Annotated in this window: 16 protein-coding genes; 8 read left to right on the top strand and 8 right to left on the bottom strand. The window is 69.7% G+C overall.

The features are described from left to right. Positions 1-6 precede the first annotated feature (6 nt). Positions 7-1,731, bottom strand: a complete 1,725-nt coding sequence (treS, locus tag AC07FA_RS15605) for a maltose alpha-D-glucosyltransferase (protein WP_479075877.1) — start codon at positions 1,729-1,731, stop codon at positions 7-9. Further along, positions 1,728-3,779, bottom strand: coding sequence for an alpha-1,4-glucan--maltose-1-phosphate maltosyltransferase (locus tag AC07FA_RS15610; RefSeq protein ID WP_479075878.1), 2,052 nt, complete (start codon positions 3,777-3,779; stop codon positions 1,728-1,730). Before AC07FA_RS15610 ends, treS begins: the two co-directional genes overlap by 4 nt. A 687-nt stretch (positions 3,780-4,466) precedes the next feature. Here AC07FA_RS15610 and glgP point away from each other — a divergent pair. Continuing rightward, positions 4,467-7,151 carry an alpha-glucan family phosphorylase gene (glgP, locus tag AC07FA_RS15615; RefSeq protein WP_479075879.1) on the top strand — a complete coding sequence of 895 codons (2,685 nt, stop codon included), beginning with the start codon at positions 4,467-4,469 and terminating at the stop codon, positions 7,149-7,151. A gap of 114 nt (positions 7,152-7,265) precedes the next feature. Here the strand turns inward: glgP and AC07FA_RS15620 are convergent, their stop codons facing one another. The 4 genes from AC07FA_RS15620 to glgX form a co-directional block, all read right to left on the bottom strand. Further along, positions 7,266-9,293 carry a M4 family metallopeptidase gene (locus tag AC07FA_RS15620; RefSeq protein WP_479075881.1) on the bottom strand — a complete coding sequence of 676 codons (2,028 nt, stop codon included), beginning with the start codon at positions 9,291-9,293 and terminating at the stop codon, positions 7,266-7,268. A 370-nt stretch (positions 9,294-9,663) separates the two neighbouring features. Continuing rightward, complete coding sequence (locus tag AC07FA_RS15625; RefSeq protein ID WP_479075883.1) at positions 9,664-11,535, bottom strand: ABC transporter ATP-binding protein; 1,872 nt, start codon at positions 11,533-11,535, stop codon at positions 9,664-9,666. Next, on the bottom strand, positions 11,532-13,364 hold the full coding sequence (locus tag AC07FA_RS15630; RefSeq protein ID WP_479075885.1) for an ABC transporter ATP-binding protein: 1,833 nt from the start codon (positions 13,362-13,364) through the stop codon (positions 11,532-11,534). The genes AC07FA_RS15625 and AC07FA_RS15630 overlap by 4 nt, the downstream gene beginning before the upstream one ends. 70 nt (positions 13,365-13,434) lie before the next feature. Further along, positions 13,435-15,759, bottom strand: coding sequence for a glycogen debranching protein GlgX (glgX, locus tag AC07FA_RS15635; protein WP_479075887.1), 2,325 nt, complete (start codon positions 15,757-15,759; stop codon positions 13,435-13,437). A gap of 154 nt (positions 15,760-15,913) precedes the next feature. Here glgX and AC07FA_RS15640 point away from each other — a divergent pair, with 154 nt between their 5' ends. The 5 genes from AC07FA_RS15640 to AC07FA_RS15660 all read left to right on the top strand — a co-directional run bounded on the left by AC07FA_RS15640 (position 15,914) and on the right by AC07FA_RS15660 (position 21,034). Next, positions 15,914-17,140: a L,D-transpeptidase gene (locus AC07FA_RS15640; RefSeq protein ID WP_479075888.1), complete on the top strand. Its 1,227-nt coding sequence runs from the start codon at positions 15,914-15,916 to the stop codon at positions 17,138-17,140. A 198-nt stretch (positions 17,141-17,338) separates the two neighbouring features. Continuing rightward, positions 17,339-18,592: a L,D-transpeptidase gene (locus AC07FA_RS15645; protein ID WP_479075890.1), complete on the top strand. Its 1,254-nt coding sequence runs from the start codon at positions 17,339-17,341 to the stop codon at positions 18,590-18,592. A gap of 85 nt (positions 18,593-18,677) precedes the next feature. Continuing rightward, on the top strand, positions 18,678-19,445 hold the full coding sequence (locus AC07FA_RS15650; RefSeq protein ID WP_479075892.1) for an enoyl-CoA hydratase/isomerase family protein: 768 nt from the start codon (positions 18,678-18,680) through the stop codon (positions 19,443-19,445). A gap of 251 nt (positions 19,446-19,696) precedes the next feature. Then, positions 19,697-20,212, top strand: coding sequence for an ATP-binding protein (locus AC07FA_RS15655; protein WP_479075893.1), 516 nt, complete (start codon positions 19,697-19,699; stop codon positions 20,210-20,212). Positions 20,213-20,818: 606 nt separating this feature from the next. Then, positions 20,819-21,034 carry an EF-hand domain-containing protein gene (locus AC07FA_RS15660; RefSeq protein WP_382727670.1) on the top strand — a complete coding sequence of 72 codons (216 nt, stop codon included), beginning with the start codon at positions 20,819-20,821 and terminating at the stop codon, positions 21,032-21,034. A gap of 52 nt (positions 21,035-21,086) precedes the next feature. Here the strand turns inward: AC07FA_RS15660 and AC07FA_RS15665 are convergent, their stop codons facing one another. Both AC07FA_RS15665 and AC07FA_RS15670 read right to left on the bottom strand, forming a co-directional pair. Further along, positions 21,087-22,031, bottom strand: coding sequence for a terpene synthase family protein (locus AC07FA_RS15665; RefSeq protein WP_479075895.1), 945 nt, complete (start codon positions 22,029-22,031; stop codon positions 21,087-21,089). A 463-nt stretch (positions 22,032-22,494) separates the two neighbouring features. Next, positions 22,495-23,361 (bottom strand): LuxR C-terminal-related transcriptional regulator, encoded by an 867-nt coding sequence (locus AC07FA_RS15670; protein ID WP_479075897.1) that lies wholly within the window; start codon positions 23,359-23,361, stop codon positions 22,495-22,497. A 401-nt stretch (positions 23,362-23,762) separates the two neighbouring features. Here AC07FA_RS15670 and AC07FA_RS15675 point away from each other — a divergent pair, with 401 nt between their 5' ends. Both AC07FA_RS15675 and AC07FA_RS15680 read left to right on the top strand, forming a co-directional pair. After that, on the top strand, positions 23,763-23,930 hold the full coding sequence (locus AC07FA_RS15675; RefSeq protein WP_479075898.1) for a hypothetical protein: 168 nt from the start codon (positions 23,763-23,765) through the stop codon (positions 23,928-23,930). 4 nt (positions 23,931-23,934) lie between these two features. Next, positions 23,935-24,222, top strand: a complete 288-nt coding sequence (locus tag AC07FA_RS15680) for a hypothetical protein (RefSeq protein ID WP_479075900.1) — start codon at positions 23,935-23,937, stop codon at positions 24,220-24,222. Positions 24,223-24,340 lie beyond the last annotated feature (118 nt).

The raw sequence follows: 24,340 nt of genomic DNA on the forward strand, positions 1-24,340 counted from the left end.
GCGCCGTCAGACGACGGGTGGGTCCTTGCGCAGCCGGAACCAGTAGAAGCCGTGCCCCGCGAGGGTGAGCAGGTAAGGCCACTGGCCGATGGCCGGGAAGCGCACCCCGCCGATCAGCTCCACCGGGTGACGGCCGTTGTACGCCCGCAGGTCCAGCTCCGTCGGTTGCGCGAACCGGGAGAAGTTGTGGACGCAGAGCACCAGATCGTCGGTGCCGTCGCCGTTCGGCGGGGCCTCCCGGATGAAGGCCAGAACGGCCGGGTTCGAGGACGGCAGTTCCGTGTAGGAGCCCGTGCCGAACGCGTGGTTCTGCTTGCGGATCTCGATCATCCGCCGCGTCCAGTGCAGCAGCGAGGACGGCGAGGCCATCGACGCCTCGACGTTGGTGACCTGGTAGCCGTAGACCGGGTCCATGATCGTGGGGAGGTACAGCCGCCCCGGATCACTGGAGGAGAACCCGGCGTTCCTGTCGGGGGTCCACTGCATCGGGGTGCGTACGGCGTCGCGGTCGCCGAGCCAGATGTTGTCGCCCATCCCGATCTCGTCCCCGTAGTAGAGGATCGGGGAGCCGGGCAGGGACAGCAGCAGCGCCGTGAACAGCTCGATCTGGTTGCGGTCGTTGTCCAGGAGGGGCGCCAGCCGGCGGCGGATGCCGATGTTGGCCCGCATACGCGGGTCCTTGGCGTACTCCGCGTACATGTAGTCGCGCTCTTCGTCCGTGACCATTTCGAGCGTGAGCTCGTCGTGGTTGCGCAGGAAGATCCCCCACTGGCAGTTCTTCGGGATCGCCGGGGTCTTCGCCAGGATTTCGGAGACCGGGTAGCGGCTCTCGCGCCGTACGGCCATGAAGATGCGGGGCATCACCGGGAAGTGGAATGCCATGTGGCACTCGTCGCCGTCGCTCTGGAAGTCGCCGAAGTAGTCGACGACGTCTTCCGGCCACTGGTTGGCCTCGGCCAGCAGCACGGTGTCCGGGTAGTTGGCGTCGATCTCCTTGCGGACCCGCTTGAGGAAGGCATGGGCCTCCGGCAGGTTCTCGCAGTTGGTGCCCTCGCGCTGGTAGAGATACGGCACGGCGTCCAGGCGGAAGCCGTCGATGCCCAGGTCGAGCCAGAAGCGCAGCGCCGAGATGATCTCTTCCTGCACCGCCGGGTTCTCGTAGTTGAGGTCGGGCTGGTGCGAGAAGAACCGGTGCCAGTAGTACTGCTTGCGCACCGGGTCGAAGGTCCAGTTGGACGTCTCGGTGTCGACGAAGATGATCCGGGCGTCCTGGAACTGCTTGTCGTCGTCCGCCCAGACGTAGTAGTCGCCGTACGGCCCGTCGGGGTCGGTGCGGGACTGCTGGAACCAGTCGTGCTGATCGCTCGTGTGGTTCATGACGAAGTCGATGATCACGCGCATGCCGCGCTGGTGCGCGGCGTCGACGAACTCGACGAAGTCGGCGAGGTCACCGAACTCCGGCAGGACGGCGGTGTAGTCGGAGACGTCGTAACCGCCATCGCGGAGCGGTGACTTGAAGAACGGCGGCAGCCAGAGGCAGTCGACTCCCAGCCACTGCAGATAGTCGAGTTTGGAGGTGATGCCCTTGAGGTCGCCGATGCCATCGCCGTTGGAGTCCTGGAAGGACCGGACGAGGACCTCGTAGAAGACCGCGCGCTTGAACCAGTCGGGATCGCGGTCCTTGGCGGGAGTGTCCTCGAACGTGTCGTGGACGGGCTCGTTGACGATCATGGTGTGGGTGACCCTCCGGTCGGCGGGGACGGTCGCAGAACGACGATGTGCGCGGGTGTCACACCCGGCTCCAGACGCACATAGAAGGTCCTGCCCCAGTGATAGGTGTCGCCGGTGAGCTCATCGCGCACCGGCACGCGCTCATGCCAGTCGAGGCAGAGCTGTGGCATGTCCAACGAGACCGTGGCCTCCTGGGTGTGGTGGGGGTCGAGGTTGACGACCACCAGAACGATGTTCGAACCCGAACGCTTGCTGTACGCGATCAGCGCCTCGTTGTCGACGGAGTGGAAGTGCACGTCGCGCAGTTGCTGGAGCGCGGGATGGCGTCGTCTGATCCGGTTGAGCGAGGTGATCAGAGGCGCCAGCGAACGGCCCTCGCGCTCAGCCGACTCCCAGTCCCTCGGCTTGATCTCGTACTTCTCCGAGTGCAGGTACTCCTCGCTCCCGGGACGCACCGGGGTGTTCTCGCACAGCTCGAATCCCGCGTACACGCCCCAGGACGGGGACAGGGTCGCGCCCAGGACGGCCCGCGCCTCGAAGGCGGGGCGGCCGCCGTCCTGGAGGTAGCCGGGAAGAATGTCGGGGGTGTTCACGAAGAAGTTGGGGCGCATGTACGAGGCGGAGTCGCCCGAAAGCTCCGTGACGTACTCGGTGAGTTCCTGCTTGGTGTTACGCCAGGTGAAGTACGTGTACGACTGCTGGAAGCCCACCGCGGCGAGCGTGCGCATCATCGCGGGGCGGGTGAACGCCTCGGCGAGGAAGATCACGTCCGGGTCGGTGCGGTTGATCTCGCCGATCACCTTCTCCCAGAAGACCACCGGCTTGGTGTGCGGATTGTCGACGCGGAAGATGCGTACGCCGTGGTCCATCCAGAACCGCAGGACGCGGACGGACTCCGTGACCAGCCCGCGCAGATCCGTGTCGAAGGCGATCGGGTAGATGTCCTGGTACTTCTTGGGCGGGTTCTCCGCGTAGGCGATGGAGCCGTCGGGGCGGTGGTGGAACCACTCCGGGTGCTCGGTCACCCAGGGGTGGTCGGGGGAGCACTGGAGCGCGAAGTCCAGGGCGATCTCCATGCGCAGGGTGCGGGCGGTCTCGACGAAGTGGTCGAAGTCGTCGAGGGTGCCGAGCTCCGGGTGGACGGCGTCGTGGCCGCCCTCGGCGGAGCCGATGGCCCAGGGCACGCCCGGGTCGTCGGGGCCGGGGGTGAGGCTGTTGTTCGCGCCCTTGCGGTGGGTGGTGCCGATGGGGTGGATCGGCGGCAGGTAGACGACGTCGAAGCCCATCGCCGCGACGGCGGGCAGCCGCTCGGCCGCGGTGCGGAACGTGCCGCTGATGATCCGGGTGGCGGGCGGCTGCGGCTTCGCGGTCTTGGCCGCCCGGCCCTTCTTCGTGCCCTTCGGCGGCTTGATCTGCTCCGTCCTCGCACCCTCGGAGCGCGGGAACAGCTCGTACCAGGAGCCGTAGAGGGCCCGGCGGCGCTCCACGGTCAGCGGCAGCGGGCGGGAGGCGGTGACCAGTTCGCGCAGCGGGTGGCGGGAGAGCGCCTCGTCGGCCGCGGGGGCGAGCGCCTCGGCGAGCCGGGCGGCCGCCGGGCGGGTGGTGTCGCGCAGGGCGTCGGCGGCGGCGAGCACCGCCTCCCGGCCGTCCTCCTTGGGCACGCCCTCGGCGGCGCGCTCGTGGAGCGCGGCGCCCTCGGCCAGGACCAGTTCGGTGTCGATACCTGCGGGGATCTTGATCTGGGCGGCGTGCCGCCAGGTGGCCACCGGATCGCTCCACGCCTCCACCGTGTAGGTCCAGTTGCCTTCGGCCGTCGGGGTGACGTCGGCTCCCCAGCGGTCCGTGCCGGGCGCCAGTTCACGCATCGGCGTCCACGGCCCCGGGCGTCCGCTGGGGTCGCACAGCACGACGTTGGCGGCCACCGCGTCATGGCCTTCGCGGAAGACGGTGGCGGTGACCTGGAAGGTCTCACCGGCAACGGCTTTCGCCGGCCTTCTGCCGCAGTCGACGAGCGGACGGACGTCGAGGACGGGAATGCGACCGATCATGGAATCACCTGGGGGCTGGAGCTCGGGAGGCACGGGGCACGGCGGTGCTGTGGAGGGCTGTACGGGTGTGCCGCGCTTGTCGGGGTTTGTCCTTTGTAGCCGCTCTGCTGTCGACTGGCTGGCTGTGGGCATGGCCGCTCCTGTCCGCGTTCACTCGAATGGCACTCGAATGGGTGGTGCGCGGGGTATCCACGCGCTTTTCGGTGCGCGGATACGGACTGCCGGGCTGTGTACCGGGAAAGCCTGCCCACCGTTCTCGGGTGGGCAATCCGGCGGTGTGTTAACTACTCGGTCGTAGCTGCCGGGTGCCCCGTGACGGCTCTCCGATTCCCGGCCGCCACTCGGAAGCCTTCCTTGTGCCCCGAAGCGCCACAAGGCCGCATGAGGGTGCGGAATCGGCCATATCGCATGGGGTGAATTCATACGCGTTGGGCCAATGGGTGGGGTGAGGTGCGTGAGCCGGGGCCGTACGGATGGGCCTGAGTGCCTCAGGAGGTGCCGGAGAGGTGGGCGCGGGGCGGAGCCGGGGCGCGGGGGTGCGGGCGGGAGGTGACCGCCGGACCCGGTGAGCCGGTCGCACGCCGTGGCCGGGCCCGGCGGCGTGCCGCTACCTTCGAGAGTGACGGAGAGGGCGCACACCGTGGTGCGTCCCCTCGGATTCGTACGTCCCCTGTAAAGGTGGAATACGTGAAGGCCATTCGTCGATTCACCGTGCGTCCTGTCCTCCCCGATTCCCTGCAACCGCTCCAGGATCTGGCGCGCAACCTGCGCTGGTCCTGGCACAACGAGACCCGTGAGCTCTTCCAGGCCGTCGACCCCGAGGGCTGGCGGCCCGCGGACGCCGACCCCGTCCGTCTGCTCGGCGCCGTGTCCGCCGGACGCCTCGCCGAGCTGGCCGGGGACCAGCAGTTCCTGCACCGGCTGACCGAGGTGTCCGACGACCTCCAGGAGTACCTGAACGGCCCGAGGTGGTATCAGGACCAGCTGGCCGGCGGTACGGAACTCCCCGCCGCCGTGGCCTACTTCTCACCCGAGTTCGGAGTGACCGCGGCCCTGCCGCAGTACTCCGGCGGACTCGGCATCCTCGCCGGCGACCACCTCAAGTCCGCCAGTGACCTGGGCGTACCGCTCATCGGAGTGGGTCTGCTCTACCGGCACGGCTACTTCCGCCAGACCCTGTCGCGCGACGGCTGGCAGCAGGAGCACTATCCCGTCCTCGACCCGAACGAACTGCCGCTCACCCTGGTGCGGGAGGCCGACGGCACTCCCAGCCGGGTCGTGCTGGCGCTGCCCGGCGGCCGCTCGCTCCACGCGTGCATCTGGCAGGCGCAGGTCGGCCGCGTACCGCTGCTGCTGCTCGACTCCGACGTGGAGGAGAACGCGGCGGGCGAGCGCGATGTCACCGACCGGCTGTACGGCGGTGGCAGCGACCACCGTCTGCTCCAGGAGATGCTGCTCGGCATCGGCGGGGTCCGCGCCGTGCGGACCTACTGCCGGCTGACCGGGACCGCCGCCCCGGAGGTGTTCCACACCAACGAGGGACACGCGGGATTCCTCGGCCTGGAACGCATCCGGGAACTCTCCGAGACCGGGCTGGACTTCGACGCCGCCCTGGAAACGGTGCGGGCCGGCACGGTCTTCACCACCCACACCCCGGTACCCGCCGGGATAGACCGTTTCGACCGCCAGCTGGTGGCCCGGCACTTCGGGGACGACGGCGAGCTGCCCGGAGTCGCCGTCGAGCGGATCCTGCGGCTCGGCATGGAGACCTACGAGGGCGGCGAACCCGGCCTCTTCAACATGGCGGTCATGGGGCTGCGGCTCGCCCAGCGCGCCAACGGGGTCTCCACCCTGCACGGGGCGGTCAGCCGGGAGATGTTCTCCGGGCTGTGGCCGGGATTCGACCCCTCCGAGGTGCCGATCACCTCGGTGACCAACGGGGTGCACGCCCCCACCTGGGTGGCCCCCGAGGTCTTCCGGCTGGGCGCCCGGCAGGCCGGAGCAGGCCGCGCCGAGGACGCGCTCGCGGGCGGGCCGGTGGAAGGCGGCCTCGACAGCGAGTCGCTCGGCCGTCCCACCGGCACACTCAGGCGATGGGACGCCGTGGCCGGCATCCCGGACCAGGAGATCTGGGACCTGCGCCGGGTCCTGCGCGAACAACTGGTGACGGAGGTGCGCAAGCGGCTCTACGCCTCCTGGCGACGGCGCGGCGCCGGTACGGCCGAACTCGGCTGGATCGACGGAGTGCTGGACCCGGACGTGCTGACCATCGGGTTCGCCCGCCGCGTGCCCTCGTACAAGCGCCTCACGCTCATGCTCCGCGACCGCGACCGGCTGACGGAGCTGCTGCTCCACCCGGAGCACCCCATCCAGATCGTCGTCGCGGGCAAGGCACATCCGGCCGACGACAGCGGCAAGCGGCTCGTGCAGGAGCTGGTGCGCTTCGCGGACGACCCGCGGGTGCGCCACCGCATCGTCTTCCTGCCGGACTACGGCATGGGCATGGCACAGAAGCTCTACCCGGGCTGCGACGTCTGGCTCAACAACCCGCTGCGCCCGCTGGAGGCGTGCGGCACCAGCGGGATGAAGGCGGCGCTCAACGGCTGCCTCAACCTGTCGGTCCGTGACGGCTGGTGGGACGAGTGGTACGAGCCGGACTTCGGCTGGGCGATCCCCACCGCCGACGGCTCCGCCACGGACGAGGACCGGCGCGACGAGCTGGAGGCGAACGCCCTCTACGCGCTGATCGAGGACCGGGTCGCGCCGCGCTTCTACGACCGGGACGCCGAGGGGCTGCCGGAGCGCTGGATCGAAATGGTCCGCAGCACCCTGGTCACCCTCGGACCCAAGGTGCTCGCGGGGCGCATGGTGCGGGAGTACGTGGAGCGGCTCTACGCCCCCGCCGCGCTGGCCCGGCGCTCCCTCGACCCGGCGGCGGCGCGGGAACTCGCGGCCTGGAAGACCCGGGTCCGGGCCGCCTGGCCCGGCGTCGCCGTCGACCACGTGGAGGCCTCGGCCGCCGAGGTCACGGGTGGCTCGGCGGAGCTGGGGTCCACGCTGTCGCTCCGGGTGCGGATCGCCCTGGGCGGGCTGGAGCCGGACGACGTCGAGGTCCAGGTGGTCGCCGGGCGGGTCGATTCCGGTGACGCGATCGCGGACGCCCAGGCCTTCCCACTGAAGCCGGCCGGTGGTCACGACCTGGAGGACCGCTGGCTGTACGAGGGTCCGCTCGCGCTGGACCGGACGGGACCGTACGGCTACACCGTGCGCGTCCTTCCGTCCCACCGGCTGCTGGCCTCCGGCGCGGAGCTCGGCCTGGTCGCGCTGCCGGCGGAAGGGGCGGTGGAGGGCGCGGGCGTACTGCTGCGCTGACGGCGGCCCGTCACCGGCAGGGCATGGCGAACGGCCCGGGAGGAGAGTGAACTCCGCCCGGGCCGTTCCGTATCTGGACCTCGGAGGTCAGGGGACCTCAGAAGCCGATGGACCTCAGAAGGTCAGCTTGAAGCTGTTGATCCGGCCGGTGTCCTGTGCGGCGACGTCCTGGACCTTGAGCTTCCAGGCGCCGTTCGCCACCTCGGACGAGGCGTTGACCGTGTACGTCGTGACCACGTTGTCCGCGGAATCGCTCGACGAGGAGTTCTTCAGGCGGTAGGCCGTGCCGTCGGGGGCGACGAGGTCGATGACGAGGTCACCGCGCCAGGTGTGCGTGATGTCCACGCCGACCTGGAGGGTGCTGGGCGCGTTGCCCGTGACACCGGTGACGTTGACCGTGCTGGTGACGGCCGCGCCGTTGTCCGGGATCGCCACGGCGGTGGTGTTCTCGAAGACGGTGCCACCGCCGCCGCCACCGGGACGCGAGCCCACGTTGATGCCGGCCCAGGCGTCGGCCACGGCCTTGTACTCGGCGCTGGTCGTGCCGTACAGCTCACCGGCCACGGCGAGGGTGCCGGTGCGGGCCCCCGCGTAGTTCGTGGTGGAGGTGAACTTGGTGGTGAGCGCCTTGAACCAGATCTGCAGGGCCTTGTCCCGGCCGATGCCGGTCACGGGCAGACCGTCGGAGGTCGGCGAGTTGTAGGAGACGCCGTTGACGGTCTTGGCGCCGCTGCCCTCGGAGAGCAGGTAGAACCAGTGGTTCGCCGGGCCCGAGGAGTAGTGGACGTCGATCGAGCCGATGCCCGAGTACCAGGCGTCCTTGGAGCCGCCGTCCTTGCTCGGCTTGTCCATGTAGCGCAGCGGGGTGCCGTCGCCGTTGATGTCGATCTTCTCGCCGACGAGGTAGTCGCCCGGGTCCGCGCTGGTGTTGGAGAAGAACTCCACGCCCGCGGCGAAGATGTCGGAGGTCGCCTCGTTGAGGCCGCCGGACTCACCGCTGTAGACCAGGTTGGCCGTGGCGGCGGTGACGCCGTGCGACATCTCGTGGGCGGCGACGTCGAGCGAGGTCAGGGGCTTGACGTTGCCCGCGCCGTCGCCGTACGTCATGCAGAAGCAGCTGTCCTGCCAGAAGGCGTTGATGTAGTTGTTGCCGTAGTGGACCCGGGAGTACGCGGCGACGCCGTCACCGCGGATGCCCGTGCGGCCGTGCACGGTCTTGAAGTAGTCCCAGGTCTCCGCCGCGCCGTAGTGCGCGTCGGCGCCCGCGGTCTCCAGGTTCTGCGGAGTGCCGTTGCCCCAGATGTCGTCGGGGCCCGAGAAGAGGGTTCCGGTGCCCGAGGTGCCGCGGTTGAGGTTGTACGTCTTGCCGTTGCCGCGCGTGGTGTCGGTCAGCGTGTACGAGGGCGCGGTGCCGAGTGTCACCTGGCCGTTGTACTGGGTATTGCCCGTGCCGTTCTCGACGGCCTGCCACTCGTAGAGCTTGGCGCCGCTGGAGGCGTCGGTGACCACGTGCAGCTCGTTCGGGGTGCCGTCGTGCTGGAATCCGCCGACGACGGTCTCGTAGGCGAGCTGCGGGGTGCCGCTCGCCAGCCAGACCACCTTGCGCGGGGCCTTGCTGGCCTCGGCCGCCTTCGAACCCTCGGTCTTCGCCGCGCCCAGCGCCTGCTTCTCGGCGGTGGCCGGGGCCACGTCGGCGGTGGTGCCGACGGCCTTCAGCTGGGCGGTGGTGACCTTGGACGCCTTGGAGACGCTCTCGGTCTTCCCCGCCTTGGTCTCCTGCACGACGAGGTCGCCGCCGAGGACGGGAAGCCCGTCGAAGGTGCGCTCGTAACGGGTGTGCGTGGTGCCGTCGCGGTCCTGGACGACATCGCGGACGACGAGCTTCTCCTTCGGGCCGAGGCCGAGCTGCTTGGCCGTGGCCGCCTTGGTGGAGTTGGCCTCGCGGAGCAGTTCGGCGCGCTGCGAGGGCGAGAGCTGCGCGGGGAGCGAACCCGGGTCCGCCTTGGCGGCGGCCGGGGCGGCGATGGGTCCACTGCCGGGGGTGGCGGTGGCGGTGCCGGTCTGGATTCCTACGGCGAGCATCGCTGCCGCGGCTATCAGAGCGCCGGTCGCGGTGGCGCGACGGCTGTGCGTGGATCTCACGCTGACTCCTTCTGCGAGGGGGGTGTTCGGGCGGCCGGGTGAGCCATCCGGGCAGAGCAAGAGGTGCGCAGAACGGGGTGAAGAGTGTCAGCAGATGTGTGCACCTGTCAGGACCGCGTCAAGAAGTTGGCCGGAAATCGTCCGTTGCCCGATGGGCCATGTTCGTTAAGCGGACGTTTCCCCGATCATTGCCGTGATGACGTCCGGAGTTCGGCGGAGCCGGTAATCGCAGGGTGAACGGGGGTTCGGCGCACACGCGCCGTGTTCGAACGACCCATGTGTTTCCGGCCGGTGACCACCCGTTGAGACGGCGCGGAGTGTGGCTCGTTCCGCGCCGTCCCGGAAGGCTTCTGCCCGGGCCCGGCCCGGGTCAGGCCAGGCTCTCCCGCCAGGCCTTGTGCAGCCCGGCGAACCGGCCCGTGCCGCCGATGAGTTCGGCCGGGGACCCGTCCTCCACGATCCGGCCGTGCTCCATCACCAGCACCCGGTCCGCGATCTCCACCGTCGACAGCCGGTGCGCGATCACCACCGCCGTACGGCCGTGCAGCACCGTGTCCATCGCCCGCTGGACCGCCCGTTCCCCCGGGATGTCCAGGGAACTCGTCGCCTCGTCGAGGATCAGCACCGCCGGATCGGCGAGCAGGGCACGGGCGAACGCGACGAGCTGGCGCTGACCCGCGGAGATCCGGCCGCCCCGCTTCCGTACGTCCGTGTCGTAGCCGTCGGGAAGACTGCTGATGAAGTCGTGCGCGCCGATGGCCTTCGCCGCGCGCTCGATCTCCTCGGGCGTCGCGTCCGGGCGGCCGATCGCGATGTTCTCGGCGACCGTCCCGGAGAACAGGAACGCCTCCTGGGTCACCATCACCACGCCCCGCCGCAGCTCGGCCGTCGCGAGGTCCCGCAGATCGGTGCCGTCCAGCAGGACCCGGCCATCGGTCGGATCGTAGAAACGGGCCAGCAGCTTCGCCAGCGTCGACTTCCCCGCACCCGTCGAACCGACGACGGCGACGGTCTGCCCGGCCGGCACCGTGAGATCGAAGCGCGGCAGGACCTCCCCGCCCGTGCGGTAGGTGAAGCGCACGCCCTCGAAGGTCACCGCGCGGCCCGGGTGTTCACCGGTCAGGGCCGGGAGCTCCTTCGGGTCGGCCGGCTCGGGGACCGTGGGCTTCTGCGCCAGCAGGCCCGCGATCTTGTCCAGCGACGCGGCGGCGGACTGGTAGGAGTTCAGGAACATCCCGAGCCGGTCGATCGGGTCGTAGAGCCGCCGCAGATACAGCACGGCCGCGGCCAGCACCCCGAGCGCGAGCGTCCCGGACGCCACCCGGTAGGCGCCCCACAGCACCATCGCCGCCACCGCCGTGTTGGCGACCAGCCGGGAGCCGATGACATAGCGCGCCATCTCCAGCATCGCGTCGCCGTTCGACCGCTCGTGACGGTGGTTGAGCGCCGCGAAGTCCGCGTCGTTGCTCCGCTCCCTGCGGAACGCCTGGACCGGCCGGATGCCGTTCATCGTCTCCGCGAACTTGACGATGACCGAGGCGATCGCGGTGGACCGGGCGGCGAACGCCTTCGCCGCCCGCCGCTGGTAGAGGCGCACCAGCAGATACAGCGGTACGAAGGACAGCACTGCGATCGAGCCCATGGCCGGGTCCAGCCAGAGGAGCAGCACGGAGATGGACACGAACGACAGGATCACGCCGATCAGTTCCTGGAGTCCCTCGCTCAGCAGCTCGCGCAGCGACTCCACGTCCGTGGTGGAGCGCGAGATCAGCCGGCCGGAGGTGTAGCGCTCGTGGAAGTCCACGCTCAGCGCCTGCGCGTGACGGAAGATCCGGCCGCGCAGATCGAGCAGGACGTCCTGGTTGATCCGCGCGGCGCCCCGGATGAACGCGTACTGGAGGATTCCCGCACCGAGCGAACAGAGCGCGTATCCGACGGCCACCGCGATCAGCGGCCCGTAGTCGCTGTCCCGGAACGCGGGCACGCCGCTGTCGATGGCGTACGCCACCAGGAGCGGCCCCGCCTGTACCGCGGCCTGCTGGAACACCAGGAGCAGCGCGGCCACCCAGACCCGGCCGCGCAGCGGACGCAGCAGCGAGACGAGCAGCGCCCGGGTCGCGCCACGCGGTGCGGGCAGGGCGTCCCGGTCGAACGGATCACCGGCGGCCCCGGCCCGCTCCGGCTCCTCGGGAGACAGCTCGTCGTCGGCGAGCGCGGGTCCGTCGGTCGTGGCACTGGTCATCGGGTGCTGCCCTCCTCGGCAGGGGTGTCCTCGGGGGCGGCCGGGGTGTCCTCGGGGATTCCCGGCTCCGCCGCACCCGACATCAGCCAGGCGTACTCGGCGTTGCCGCGCAGCAGCTCCTGGTGCGTGCCGACGGCACTGATCCGGCCCTCGGAGAGCAGCGCCACCCGGTCCGCGAGCATCACGGTGGACGGCCGGTGCGCCACGACCACCGCGGTCGTCCGCTCCAGCACCTGCCGCAGCGCCGCCTCGACGAGCGTCTCCGTGTGGACGTCCAGGGCGGAGAGCGGGTCGTCCAGCACCAGGAAGCGGGGACGGCCGACGACGGCGCGGGCCAGCGCGAGACGCTGCCGCTGACCACCGGAGAGGCTGAGCCCCTGCTCGCCGACCTGGGTGTCCAGGCCGTGCGGAAGGTCGTACACGAACTCCGCCTGCGCGACGGCGAGGGCCCGCCGCAGCTCCTCCTCGCCCGCCCCCTCGGCGCCCATCAGCACGTTCTCGCCGACGGTCGCCGAGAAGAGGGTCGGCTCCTCGAACGCCACCGACACCAGCTCGCGCAGCCGTGGCCGTGCCATACCGGCGATGTCCTCGCCGTCCAGCATGATCCGGCCGGCGGTGACCTCGTGCAGCCGGGGAACGAGCGCCGTGAGCGTCGTCTTCCCCGAGCCGGTGGCGCCCACCAGGGCCATCGTCTCGCCGGGGCGGATACGCAGGTCGATGCGCGCGAGCACCGGCGGGGAAGCGGGATCGGCGTCGGGATAGCGGAACTCGACGCCTTCGAAGACCATGCCGGGCTCGTCGGCCTCGCGACCACGGCCGTCGCCGTCGGCGCCGCGCTCCTCGGCCACGTCCATGACCTCGAAATACCGCTCGGTCGCCGTCGCCGACTCCTGGCTCATCGCCAGCAGGAAGCCGATCGACTCCACCGGCCAGCGCAGCGCCAGGGCCGTCGACAGGAAGGCCACGAGTGTGCCCGCCGACAGCGCTCCGTCGGCCACCTGAACCGTGCCGAGCACCAGCGCCGCACCGATCGCCAGCTCGGGAATGGCGGTGATGAGGGCCCAGATCCCGGCCAGCAGGCGGGCTTTGCCCAGTTCCGTACCGCGCAGCCGCTGCGAGAGCTCGCGGAAGGCCAGGGCCTGGCTGCGGTGCCGGCCGAACCCCTTGACGATCCGGATGCCGAGCACGCTCTCCTCGACGACCGTCGTCAGATCACCCACCTGGTCCTGCGCCTTGCGTGCCACCACGGAGTACTTCGTCTCGAACAGCGAGCACAGGACCACCAGGGGGACGGCGGGCGCGAGCAGCACCAGACCGAGGGACCACTCCTGGTCGAACAGGATGACGAAACCGACCAGGATCGTGGTCGTGTTGACCACCAGGAAGGTCAGCGGGAAGGCCAGGAACATCCGCAGCAGCATCAGATCCGTGGTCCCGCGCGAGAGCAGCTGCCCCGACGGCCAGCGGTCGTGGAAGGCCACGGGCAGCCGTTGCAGATGCCGGTAGAGGTCGGCGCGCATCGATGCCTCGACCCCCGCGAGAGGCCGCGCCACGAGCCACCTCCGCAGACCGAACAGCCCCGCCTCGGCTATCCCGAGGAGCAGCAGGTACAGCGCCCCCAGCCATACGCCGCCGGGGTCGCGGTCAGCGACCGGACCGTCCACCATCCACTTCAGTACGAGCGGGATCACGAGCCCGAGGCACGAGGCCAGGATCGCCACGAACGCCGCGCTGAACAGGCGTACGCGGACGGGACGGACGTAGGGCCACAGACGCAGCAACGAGCGCACGGCGGACCGGTCCGTGTGCTCTGCAAGTGTTTCGGGCATCAGGAGCGAGCCTACGGTTCACCACTGACATCTCTCATGTCCTTTTTCCGCCGCGTCCGGCCCTCACCTGTCACGCCCTCACCCGCAGCAGCAGCACCGCCCGCGCCGGAACGGTCAGGGTCGTGCCGCCCGGGTGCAGGGTCCCCGGGGCGGCCGACTGGTCCTCCAGCGAGGTGTCCAGCACCAGTTCGTACGTGGACGCCCAGGGCGGTCCCGGGAGCCTGAAACCGGTCGGCCGGTCGCCCGCGTGGAGAATCGTCAGGAAGCTGTCGTCCGTCACCTGTTCGCCGCGTGCGTCCCGGCCCGGGATGTCCCGCCCCGACAGATACAGGCCGAGCGTCGCCGCGGGCGCGTACCAGTCCTGCTCCGTCATCTCCTTGCCCTCACGGGTGAACCACGCCAGGTCGCGCAGGCCGTCCGGCGCCTGGGCCCGGCCCGAGAAGAACGCCCGGCGCCGCAGCACCGGATGGGTGTGGCGCAGGGCCAGCACCCGGGCGGTCAGCTCGGTCAGCCCGCGCCACTGCGGCTGGTCCAGCAGCGACCAGTCCAGCCAGCTGACCTCGTTGTCCTGGCAGTAGGCGTTGTTGTTGCCCCCTTGGGTACGTCCCATCTCGTCACCCGCCACCAGCATCGGCACGCCGGTCGACAGGAGCAGCGTGGTGAGGAGATTGCGCAGCTGGCGGCGGCGCAGCTCGTTGATGCCGGGATCGTCCGTCTCGCCCTCGGCGCCGCCGTTCCAGGCGCGGTTGTCGTGCGTCCCGTCGCGGTTGCCCTCGCCGTTCGCCTCGTTGTGCTTCTGCTCGTAACTGACCAGGTCGCGCAGGGTGAAGCCGTCGTGCGCCGTGACGAAGTTGACCGAGGCGTACGGCCGCCGGCCGCCCCAGGCGTACAGATCGCTGGAGCCGGTCAGCCGGTAGCCGAGGTCCCGCACATCGGGCAGGGCGCCGCGCCAGAAGTCGCGGACGGCATCGCGGTAGCGGTCGTTCCACTCGGTCCAGAGCGGCGGGAACGCGCCCACCTGGTAGCCGCCGTTGCCGACGTCCCACGGCTCGGCGATCAGTTTGACGCGGCGCAGCACCGGGTCCTGGGCGATCACCGCGAGGAACGGGGACAGCATGTCGACGTCGTGCATCGAGCGGGCGAGCGCGGCCGCCAGGTCGAATCGGAAGCCGTCGACGCCCATCTCCGTCACCCAGTAACGCAGCGAGTCGGTGATCAGCCGCAGGACCTGCGGCTGCACCACGTGCAGGGTGTTGCCGCAGCCCGTGTAGTCCGCGTAGCGGCGGGCGTCGGCCTGGAGCCGGTAGTAACCGCGGTTGTCGATGCCGCGCAGCGACAGCATCGGGCCCAGCTCGCCCGCCTCCGCCGTGTGGTTGTAGACCACGTCGAGGATGACCTCGATCCCGGCGTCGTGCAGGGCGCGCACCATGCGCTTGAACTCGCCGACCTGCTGGCCCGAGGTGCCGCTCGCCGAGTAGTCGGCGTGCGGGGCGAAGTAGCCGATGGAGTTGTAGCCCCAGTAGTTGTGCAGCCCGCGCCGCAGCAGATGGTCCTCGTGCGCGAACTGGTGGACCGGCAGCAGCTCGACCGCCGTCACACCGAGCCGCTTCAGATGGCCGATGGCCGCCGGATGCGCGAGGCCGGCGTACGTACCGCGCAGCTCCGGGGGGATGTCCGGGTGGAGCTTGGTGAAGCCGCGCACGTGCAGTTCGTAGATGACGGAATCCGCCCAGGGCGTCTTCGGCCGCCGGTCCTCCACCCAGTCGTCGTCGTCATGGACGACGACACCCTTGGGGACGAAGGGGGCCGAGTCCCGGTCGTCGCGCACCGTGTCCGCGACATGCTGCTGCGGCCAGTCGCGCACATGGCCGTACACCTCGGACGGCAGGGTGAACGAGCCGTCCACCGCCCGTGCGTAGGGGTCCAGGAGCAGCTTCGCCGCGTTCCAGCGGGCGCCGGTCCACGGGTCCCAGCGGCCGTGCACCCGGTAGCCGTAGCGCGTGCCGGGCCCGACGCCCGGCACGAAGCCGTGCCAGATCTCGTGGGTCAGCTCGGTCAGAGGGCACCGTGTCTCGTTGCCCCGCTCGTCGAAGAGACACAGATCGACGGACTCCGCCCCGCCCGCCCAGAGCGCGAAGTTCGTCCCCGCCACCCCGTCCGGGCCCACCCGGAAGCGCGCGCCGAGCGGCATGGGTGCCCCCGGCCATACGGGTGGTGCGGGCGGTGCGCCGCGAGCGGCGACGGCCCCGGCGCGGTGGCCGTCCGTCCCGGCGGCGAGGGCTTCCCCAGGGCCCCGGACCTCCAGGACCCCGTCGGCCCCCGGGCCCCCGGAATCCGCCTCCACCGCCTTCCCGACCGGCTCCTGTACTGCCTTCTGCTCGGCTGCGCTCGACACCTCTCAGCCTCCCGCGGCTCGTTCGGACCGGCACCGGCGAGGGAGCTCACGGCATCCCGGCCGCGGCCTTCCCGATGTGGTCCTTCCCTCTGTTCTGCCCAGGGCGGGCCCCCCACTCACGTTTCCCCCGAGCGGCCCTGGTCGTTGGGGGTGCGTGAACCACGTAACGAAAAGGACACGGGCCGGTTCGGCCGCCGTGCCGACATGGGCAGGACTGCTCACCGTGCTGGCCGTACTGACCGGCTGCACCGACGGATTGCCGGTCATCGGCGAGGGCAAGCCCCGCGCGCCCCTCGACGCGATCCGTATCTCCCCGCAGGACGGCGCCGAGGACGTCGGCCCGCGGAGCCGGATCGAGGTGAAGGTCCCCGACGGGCGGCTGGAACGGGTGCGGGTGACCCGGATCGAGGACGCGCAGCGGGAGGAGGTCTCCGGCCGGATCTCGCGGGACGGGCTCTCCTGGGCGCCCGTGGGCGGTACCGGCCGGCTCGGTCTCGCCTCGAAGTACAGCGTCGAGGCGGTGGCCGTGGATGGCGAAGGCCGTCGATCGGCCCGCAACACCACCTTCACCACGGTGGTCCCCGAACACCGCTTCATCGGCTACTTCAAGCCGGAGAACCGTTCCACGGTCGGCACCGGCATGATCGTTTCCTTCGGCTTCAACCGCCCCATCCGCAACCGGGCGGCCGTCGAGAAGGCCATCCGGGTCACCGCGGATCCGGCGGTGGAGGTGGTGGGCCACTGGTTCGGCAAGGACCGGCTCGACTTCCGCCCCGCGGCGTACTGGAAGCCGGGCACCGAGGTCACCGTCGACGTGGGGCTGCGCGACGTGGAGGGCGCGCCCGGGGTGTTCGGGAGCCAGCGCAAGACGGTCCGCTTCACGGTCGGCCGTTCCCAGGTGTCCCTGGTCGACGCGGCCGAGCACACCATGGAGGTACGCCGTGAGGGCGAGCTGATCAGTACGGTGCCGATCACGGCGGGCGCCCCGAAGACGACCACCTACAACGGGAAGATGGTGGTCAGCGAGCTGCACGAGGTGACCCGGATGGACGGCCGCACGGTCGGCTTCGGCGGCGAGTACGACATCAAGGACGTCCCGCACGCCATCCGGCTGACCGAGTCCGGCACCTTCCTGCACGGCAACTACTGGGCCCCGGACGACACCTTCGGCTCCCTCAACACCAGTCACGGCTGCATCGGCCTGCGGGACGAGAAGGGCGGCAGCGGGAACGCCCCGGGCGGCTGGTTCTTCGACCGGACCCTCGTCGGAGACGTCGTCGAGGTGGTCAACTCCCGCGACAAGCAGGTCGCGCCCGACAACGGTCTCAGCGGCTGGAACCTCGGCTGGAAGGCGTGGAAGGCGGGCTCCGCACTGCGCTGACGCCTCGCCTGGCCCCCGGCCCCGCCGCACCCCGCGCCACCTGCGGATGTCCCCGGACATGTTGGGACTGAACGGTGACATTCGCAGGGGAGCAATCCCTGCTTCCGGTGTGATTATCTTGCGCCGGGCGCGCATGTTCAGCGCGCGGGGGTGCGGGTTCCGGCGGGTCGCCGGGCCGTGCGAGGGGAGACAACCACATTGAACGGGCAGCCCATATGGGGGGCATCGGCCGGAGCGGGCAGCGGGCGGCGTGGGCGCGGAGCGTCCGGACTCCTGGCTCTGGTACTGGGGGCGCTGCTGTTGCTGGTCACGGCCTGTGGCGGGAACACGGCCGAGAGCGGGAGCAAGGCCAGGAAGGGTGACGGGCCCAAGTCCGTCGACACCAGCGCCTCGCAGGCGGTGGTGACCATCGCTCCCGAGGACGGCGCGGACTCCGTGGCGACGAGCGGAGCACTGAAGGTCTCGGCGGCCAAGGGCAAGCTGAGCGCGGTGAAGGTCGCCGACCCCAAGGGGAACGAGGTCGAGGGCAAGATCGCAGCGGACGGCGCGAGCTGGGTCCCGGACCGGCACCTGGCCGCGGCGACGAAGTACGCGGTCCACGCGGTCGCCAAGGACGCCGAGGGGCGTGAGTCGGCGAAGGACACCACGTTCACCACGCTGGTCCCGCAGAACACCTTCATCGGGCAGTACACGCCGGAGGACGGTTCGACCGTCGGCGTCGGCATGCCGGTGTCGATCCACTTCACCCGGGGGATCACCGACCCGGACGCCGTGGAGAACGCGATCCGGGTGACGGCGGAGCCGCCCGTGGAGGTGGCGGGCCACTGGTTCGGCAACGACCGGCTCGACTTCCGCCCGGAGAAGTACTGGGCCGCGGGCACCAAGGTGACCGTGCGGCTCGACCTCGACGGCGTCGAGGGACGGCCGGGGGTCTACGGCAAGCAGGCCAAGACGGTGTCGTTCACCGTCGGCCGCAGCCAGGTCTCCACGGTCGACGCGAGCTCGCACCGGATGAAGGTGGTCAGGGACGGGAAGCAGATCAAGGACATCCCGATCTCCGCGGGCGCCCCGGCGACGACCACGTACAACGGTCAGATGGTCATCAGCGAGAAGCTCAAGGTGACCCGGATGAACGGTGACACCGTCGGCTTCGGCGGCGAGTACGACATCAAGGACGTGCCGCACGCGATGCGCCTGTCCACCTCGGGCACCTTCATCCACGGCAACTACTGGGGCGGGTCGGGCATCTTCGGCACGACCAACACGAGCCACGGCTGTGTCGGTCTGCGCGATGTGCGCGGCGGTTACGACGGCCAGACCCCGGCCGCCTGGTTCTTCGACAGGTCGCTCATCGGTGACGTGGTCATCGTGAAGAACTCCCACGACAAGACGATCCAGCCGGACAACGGCCTCAACGGCTGGAACATGCCGTGGTCGGAGTGGACCGCGTAGGTTCCCTGCGTCCGAAGGAGCGGGGCCGGTGCTGTGACCAACAGCACCGGCCCCGCCGCCGTTAGCCGCGGTTAACCTGCCTCCCATGACCGTAACCCTCGAAGTAAGCGACAACGTAGGCACGATCCGGCTGGACCGCCCGCCGATGAACGCCCTGGACGTCGCCACCCAGGACCGTCTGCGCGAGCTGGCCGAGGAGGCCGGCCGCCGTGACGACGTGCGGGCCGTGATCCTCTACGGCGGAGAGAAGGTGTTCGCGGCCGGCGCGGACATCAAGGAGATGCAGGCGATGGACCACGCGGCCATGGTCGTGCGGTCCAAGGCGCTCCAGGACTCCTTCACCGCCGTCGCGCGCATCCCCAAGCCCGTCGTCGCCGCCGTCACCGGATACGCGCTCGGCGGTGGCTGCGAGCTGGCGCTCTGCGCCGACTTCCGGATCGCCGCGGACAACGCGAAGCTGGGTCAGCCGGAGATCCTGCTCGGCCTGATCCCGGGCGCGGGCGGCACCCAGCGTCTCGCCCGGCTGGTCGGTCCGTCCCGCGCCAAGGACCTCATCTTCACGGGCCGTCATGTGAAGGCGGCGGAAGCCCTGACGATCGGTCTGGTGGACCGGGTGGTCCCCGCGGCCGAGGTGTACGAGCAGGCGCACGCCTGGGCCGCGCGGCTGGCCCAGGGGCCCGCGCTGGCGCTGCGCGCGGCCAAGGAGTCCGTGGACGCGGGCCTGGAGACGGACATCGACACCGGGCTCACGATCGAGCGGAACTGGTTCGCAGGTCTGTTCGCCACCGAGGACCGCGAGCGCGGAATGCGCAGCTTCGTGGAGGAGGGGCCGGGCAAGGCCAAGTTCCTCTGACCGAACGCCAGTTGGGTACAGACCGGCGGATGTTCATCCGTGCGGGCGGATTAGCTGCGCCTTAAGGGAACCTTAAGGCGCAGCAGCCGGCACGGTGTGGCACATCCCGCCCCGGAGGGTGTTTCCGCAGGTCGGAGGGGCTGTGCGAGGGCGCGTTCTGCCTCTGGCATATGCCTACCCGGGGTTTCGGAATGGTCGGTTCCGGGGGAGGGATTCCCCTGGAACGGCCCCGGAACCCGCTTCGTGCGGCCATGATGGTGGGCATGGCGGGCCTGGAGGGTGTGGAACAGCCGCGACCGCGCAGCAGCGCGACCGCGGCACGCTGGACATCGACCATTGAGGACGAACAGGCGTTCAAAGCACTGGAGTTGTTCGGTAATCCGACGGAGGACGAGGTCCGGTTGCCCTCGCTTCCCGAGTCCGCGGCGACCGCCCGCCGGCTCACCTCGGGCGTGGTGCTGCGGCAGTGGGCGCTCTCCCCGCTGATCGCCGAGCACGCGGTCCTGCTCGTCTCGGAACTGGTCGGCAACGCGGTGCGCCATACCGGTGCCCGCGTCTTCGGTCTGCGGATGCTGCGCCGCCGGGGCTGGATCAGGATCGAGGTGCGCGACCCCTCGCGCGGGCTGCCCTGTCTGATGCCCGTCAGGGAGATGGACATCAGCGGGCGAGGGCTCTTCCTCGTCGACAAGCTCTCCGACCGCTGGGGCGTGGATCTCTTACCGCGTGGCAAGACCACCTGGTTCGAGATGCGCATCTCCGACCGCTGACCCCGCGGTACCCCTGCCCCGCCACCGCTTCCGGATACACAGAAGCCCCCGGTCAGCCGTTGTGCGGCGCGTCGGGGGCCTCTATGGGGGGGCCGTGAAATGGGGGGTGTGTTCACGGCCGCTCTGGACGACCTGGCCCGGGTCAATGGGGGTCGTGTCACCGACTATGGCAGACCGGTGCCCCCGGCGCCAAAGTCGCAAGTCGGGCAAAGGCCCCCGTACGCACCCATCTCGTCAATAAATCGTAGGTGTGATGGGTCACCCGCCTGGCTTTCGGTGCATAACCATGGGGATGGTCGCGTAATTCATTGATCACCTCTATCTGGAACGGGCGCGTCCGAGAGTGGCGTCAGTAGCGCATCGGCGACCGTCAGCAGATCGATCGTGTTCATGCCGCCCGCCGCGGGCCATCAGGGTGCTCAGGAAGTACGGATGCATCTTCGCGGCCAGTGGATCGCCGGGCGTGGCCGCCAGTACGGACCGTACCCATGCGAGCCGTCCCGTGACGGGCGCCGCCTCCATGATCGATTAACGGCCGCCGCTCGGGCCACCGAATACGCCCGATAATCTGACCCCGTCAGTGACGCATTACGAAGGGGCGGAACAGTGGCGGACATCGAGTCGGCACGCAAGGCATTCGACCGGTTCGACCAGAACGGGGACGGCCTCATCACGGCCAGCGAGTACAAGAGCGCGATGGCGCAGCTCGGCGACCCGTTCGTCACCGAGACGGTGGCGCAGGCGATCATCAACTCGAACGACGCGAACGGTGACGGCCTGCTCACCTTCGACGAGTTCTGGGCCGCGCAGAACAAGGCCTGACCGTCTGGAGGGCCCCCGGCCCCAGGGCCGGGGGGCCGCCGGACGCGGGCCGTCAGGCGGCGAAGTACCCCGACATCACTTCCCGTTCGTCGAACTCCAGCAGATCGGGGCGCGTGTACCGCTCCGCGCGCGCGTGGTAGTCGAAGTCACCGCGGACGAGCCCGCGGTAGTCCTGGATGCAGCGCTCCAGGGCGGCCCTGGTCCCGCCGTCGATACCCGCCGCGTATATTTCCTCGGCAAGTTCCTTTTCGGCCCGCTGTACGCGTTCGACGATGCGGGCGAGCTGAATTCCTGCCTCGTCGACCGCTTGCTGGAGCGTGCATCTGCGGTCCCGCTGAATGAGCCGGACGGCGTTGTGCTCGTAACCGAGCAGAGCCTCCTTCTCGAAGGAGCAGATGTCGTTGCAGAGACCCGAATGATCGGTCACCGCGTTGCGCAGTGCGATATACGCGGGAAGACTGCGGGCGGACTCCGGGAGATCGATTCCCGCCGTGATCTCGTGCAGGTCGAGGAAGGGCTGCATCGCCACCGAGTCCCGGCGGTGCTTCACGAAGTCGGCCCGCGTCGGCACCTGACCCGCCGCCCGCTCGACGGCCTCCGCGTAGTAGGTCCACAGCCAGGCGACCGTGTCCCGGCGGAACTGCCGGATCCAGCGCTGCGAGCGGTCCTGGCAGGTTCGCCACCGCAGCCCGTCGAGTGCGCGCTCCATCGGTCCGTGCGGTACGGCTCCGTCCAGCACGTCCACGAGCCGGGCGATCGCCTCCTCGCACATCTGCGGATCACGTCCCGCCGGGCCGTCGTCGAACTCGTCGTCCACCAGGAACGCCCAGAAGAGCCATTGGCAGAAGAGATCGAGATGTTTCTGCGACGCGGACGGGAAGATGAGGGATATCCAGAGTTCCGGCCGTGTCCGCAGCATCTTCTTCCTGGCTACCGGAGACAACAGGAGATCATTGGATTCCGCCCACTCCCAGGCGGACTTCCTCGTTTGCTCCATGCCTGGATTGCACCCTGCGCTCTGGAACGGCATATGAAACGCCGGCAACACGATCTGGCTCATTGGTGCCCCTCGTCGAGACGATGCGGATGAACGATACGAACGGGGAATTGATCGAATTCACGCATCGGTGCCGGCTCGTCGGCGCGGGGGTGCTCCGGATACATCAGTCCTGGCCAGAGGGTCACCGTGGGAGGTAAGACGGTCATCGCAGTCCACTTCCCTCCGTCGGGGCGCCTGGGCATCGAGCCGTGTGCGCGAGCCGCCGGGGCCGCTCACGTCACCATGCGTCACACCTAGTGAACCCTTTGGCGGGGGCTGACGGAAGCAGTTTGTGACCGAAATTGTGTGATCGCCAGGAACGCCTGATCGTTTCTGAGCAATCGGTGAACTTCTGGGACTGGGCGCCCCACAGGGCCGCGCGCTCTTCCCTGGACCCGTGGGACTGGACGCGCCCGCAGGGTCACAGCCAGCAGCGTTGGGCTGCCTTGAGGCCGGCTTCGAAGCGGCTGGCGGCTCCCAGGCGTTCCATGATGGATGCCATGTGGCGGCGGACCGTGCGCACGGAGACTCCGAGGCGGTTGCTGGCGGCCTCGTCGGTCAGGCCGGAGGCCAGGAGGCGCAGGAGCTCGCGTTCGGTGGCGCTCAGGCCGGTCTCGGGGTCCCGGGTGCGCGTGGCGCCGAGGGGGACCGCGATGGCCCAGGCCTGCTCGAACAGGTCGACCAGGGCCATGACGATGCCGGGTTCGGTGACGTACAGCGCGCCCTTGCGGCTGTCGGAGGGGTCGAGCGGGACCAGGGCGCGGCTCCGGTCCGTGATGACCATGCGCTGCGGGATCACCGGTGCCGTGCGGACCTCGCCGCCCCGGTCGAGCAGCCAGTTGGCGTGGTCGATGGTCGCGGCGTCGCTGCGTACACAGTCCTGGTAGAGAGTCCGGAACGTCACGCCCCTGGCCAGTGCCTCGGTGTTGGGCGGCCGGCTGGCCACCAGGTCCTCGGACCGCTGCGCGTGGCCGGGGTGGACACCCATGCACTCGGTGGTCATGGTGCGGCCCATGATTTCGAGGCGGGTCTGTATCGCGTCCAGGCCCAGGAGGCGTTCCCCGTGGTCCCCGTGGGGCCCGGCACCGTCGGTGTGGGCTGCGAAGAGCTGGGTGACGGCGGCCCGGGAAGCGGCGAGTTGGGCCTGCCGCTGGGCCAGTTCCGCTTCCTGCCGCCGGAGTATGTCGGCGAGGCCGACCTGAGGGCTGACAGCACACAGGACCCCGGGGTGGTCGCGAGAGGCGCGTACGAGCATGAGGCCGGCGAGTTCGTCCAGTGCGGCACGCACTTGACCGCTGCTCAGCAAAGTTGCAAGTGTCAATTGGTCCACGCCGGATTCCGGCTGATCCAGCATCGCCCGATAGACGGAGCCGGCCTCCACGGATAGACCGAGAGTCTCTAGCACGCTCGTGCCTTCCTTGAAATGTGGTTCCCCCCGAGGGGTCTCATGCGGTATGGATCATGGCAGACGCCGATGACCAGTTCAAAGTCAGGTGGCGGGCGCATGGTTCGAGACAGTGGCCGGGTGTCCGCATCCTGCCAGGCCGCTTGATGCCGCCCCCATGCCCTTCCGCAGCTGCCCCGGGCCGGGCAGAGTGATCTTCGAAGCCGGGCACCGAGAACCTCTGAAGATCCCGGCCTTCGCAATTTGCTAAATCGTTGCCGATGCTTGGGGAAAGGTTTTACTTCATGTCTCTCTCGACTCGTCTCGCTCTTGCCGTGGCAGTGCTCGCGGCCTCGCTCGTCGCCCTCCTGGGTACGCAGTCGGCTCAGGAGGTCCTGGGTGGAGGAACCCAGGCGACGGATGGAATGCAGCTTCCGGCCATGGAGGTTCAGAACGACCTGTCCTGGGGCTGAGGGGATGCACGTCGTCTACGCCGCCCTGACCGCGAGGCCCGGGGTGGTCGTCGGGCCGGGTGATGCCGCTGAGTTAGCCGACAGCCTGTGGGCGCACGCCACGCACCAGGAAGGCCTGGAGCACGTCCTGGCCCGAGCGCAGACACCGGACCGGATCGACCTCATCTTTTTCCTCCTGGAGGGCTCGCACCCGGACCCGGAGCGGCAGGCGGCTGCCTTGCTCGAACGGTGCTACCGGGCCTCAGGAGCCCTGTCGTTGAAGTGCGAGGCGCCCTGTGCGACCCGGCCTTGACGGGACGTGGGTTCGCGCAGTGCCAGCAGGTGTGGCGCCAGTTGAAAGGCTTGACCGAGAAGTGAGTTTTGATCGTTTCGTGGAATCCACCGCAGTGATCGACCGGAGTACGGCGTTC

The organism is Streptomyces sp. NPDC045968, from assembly GCF_056430475.1.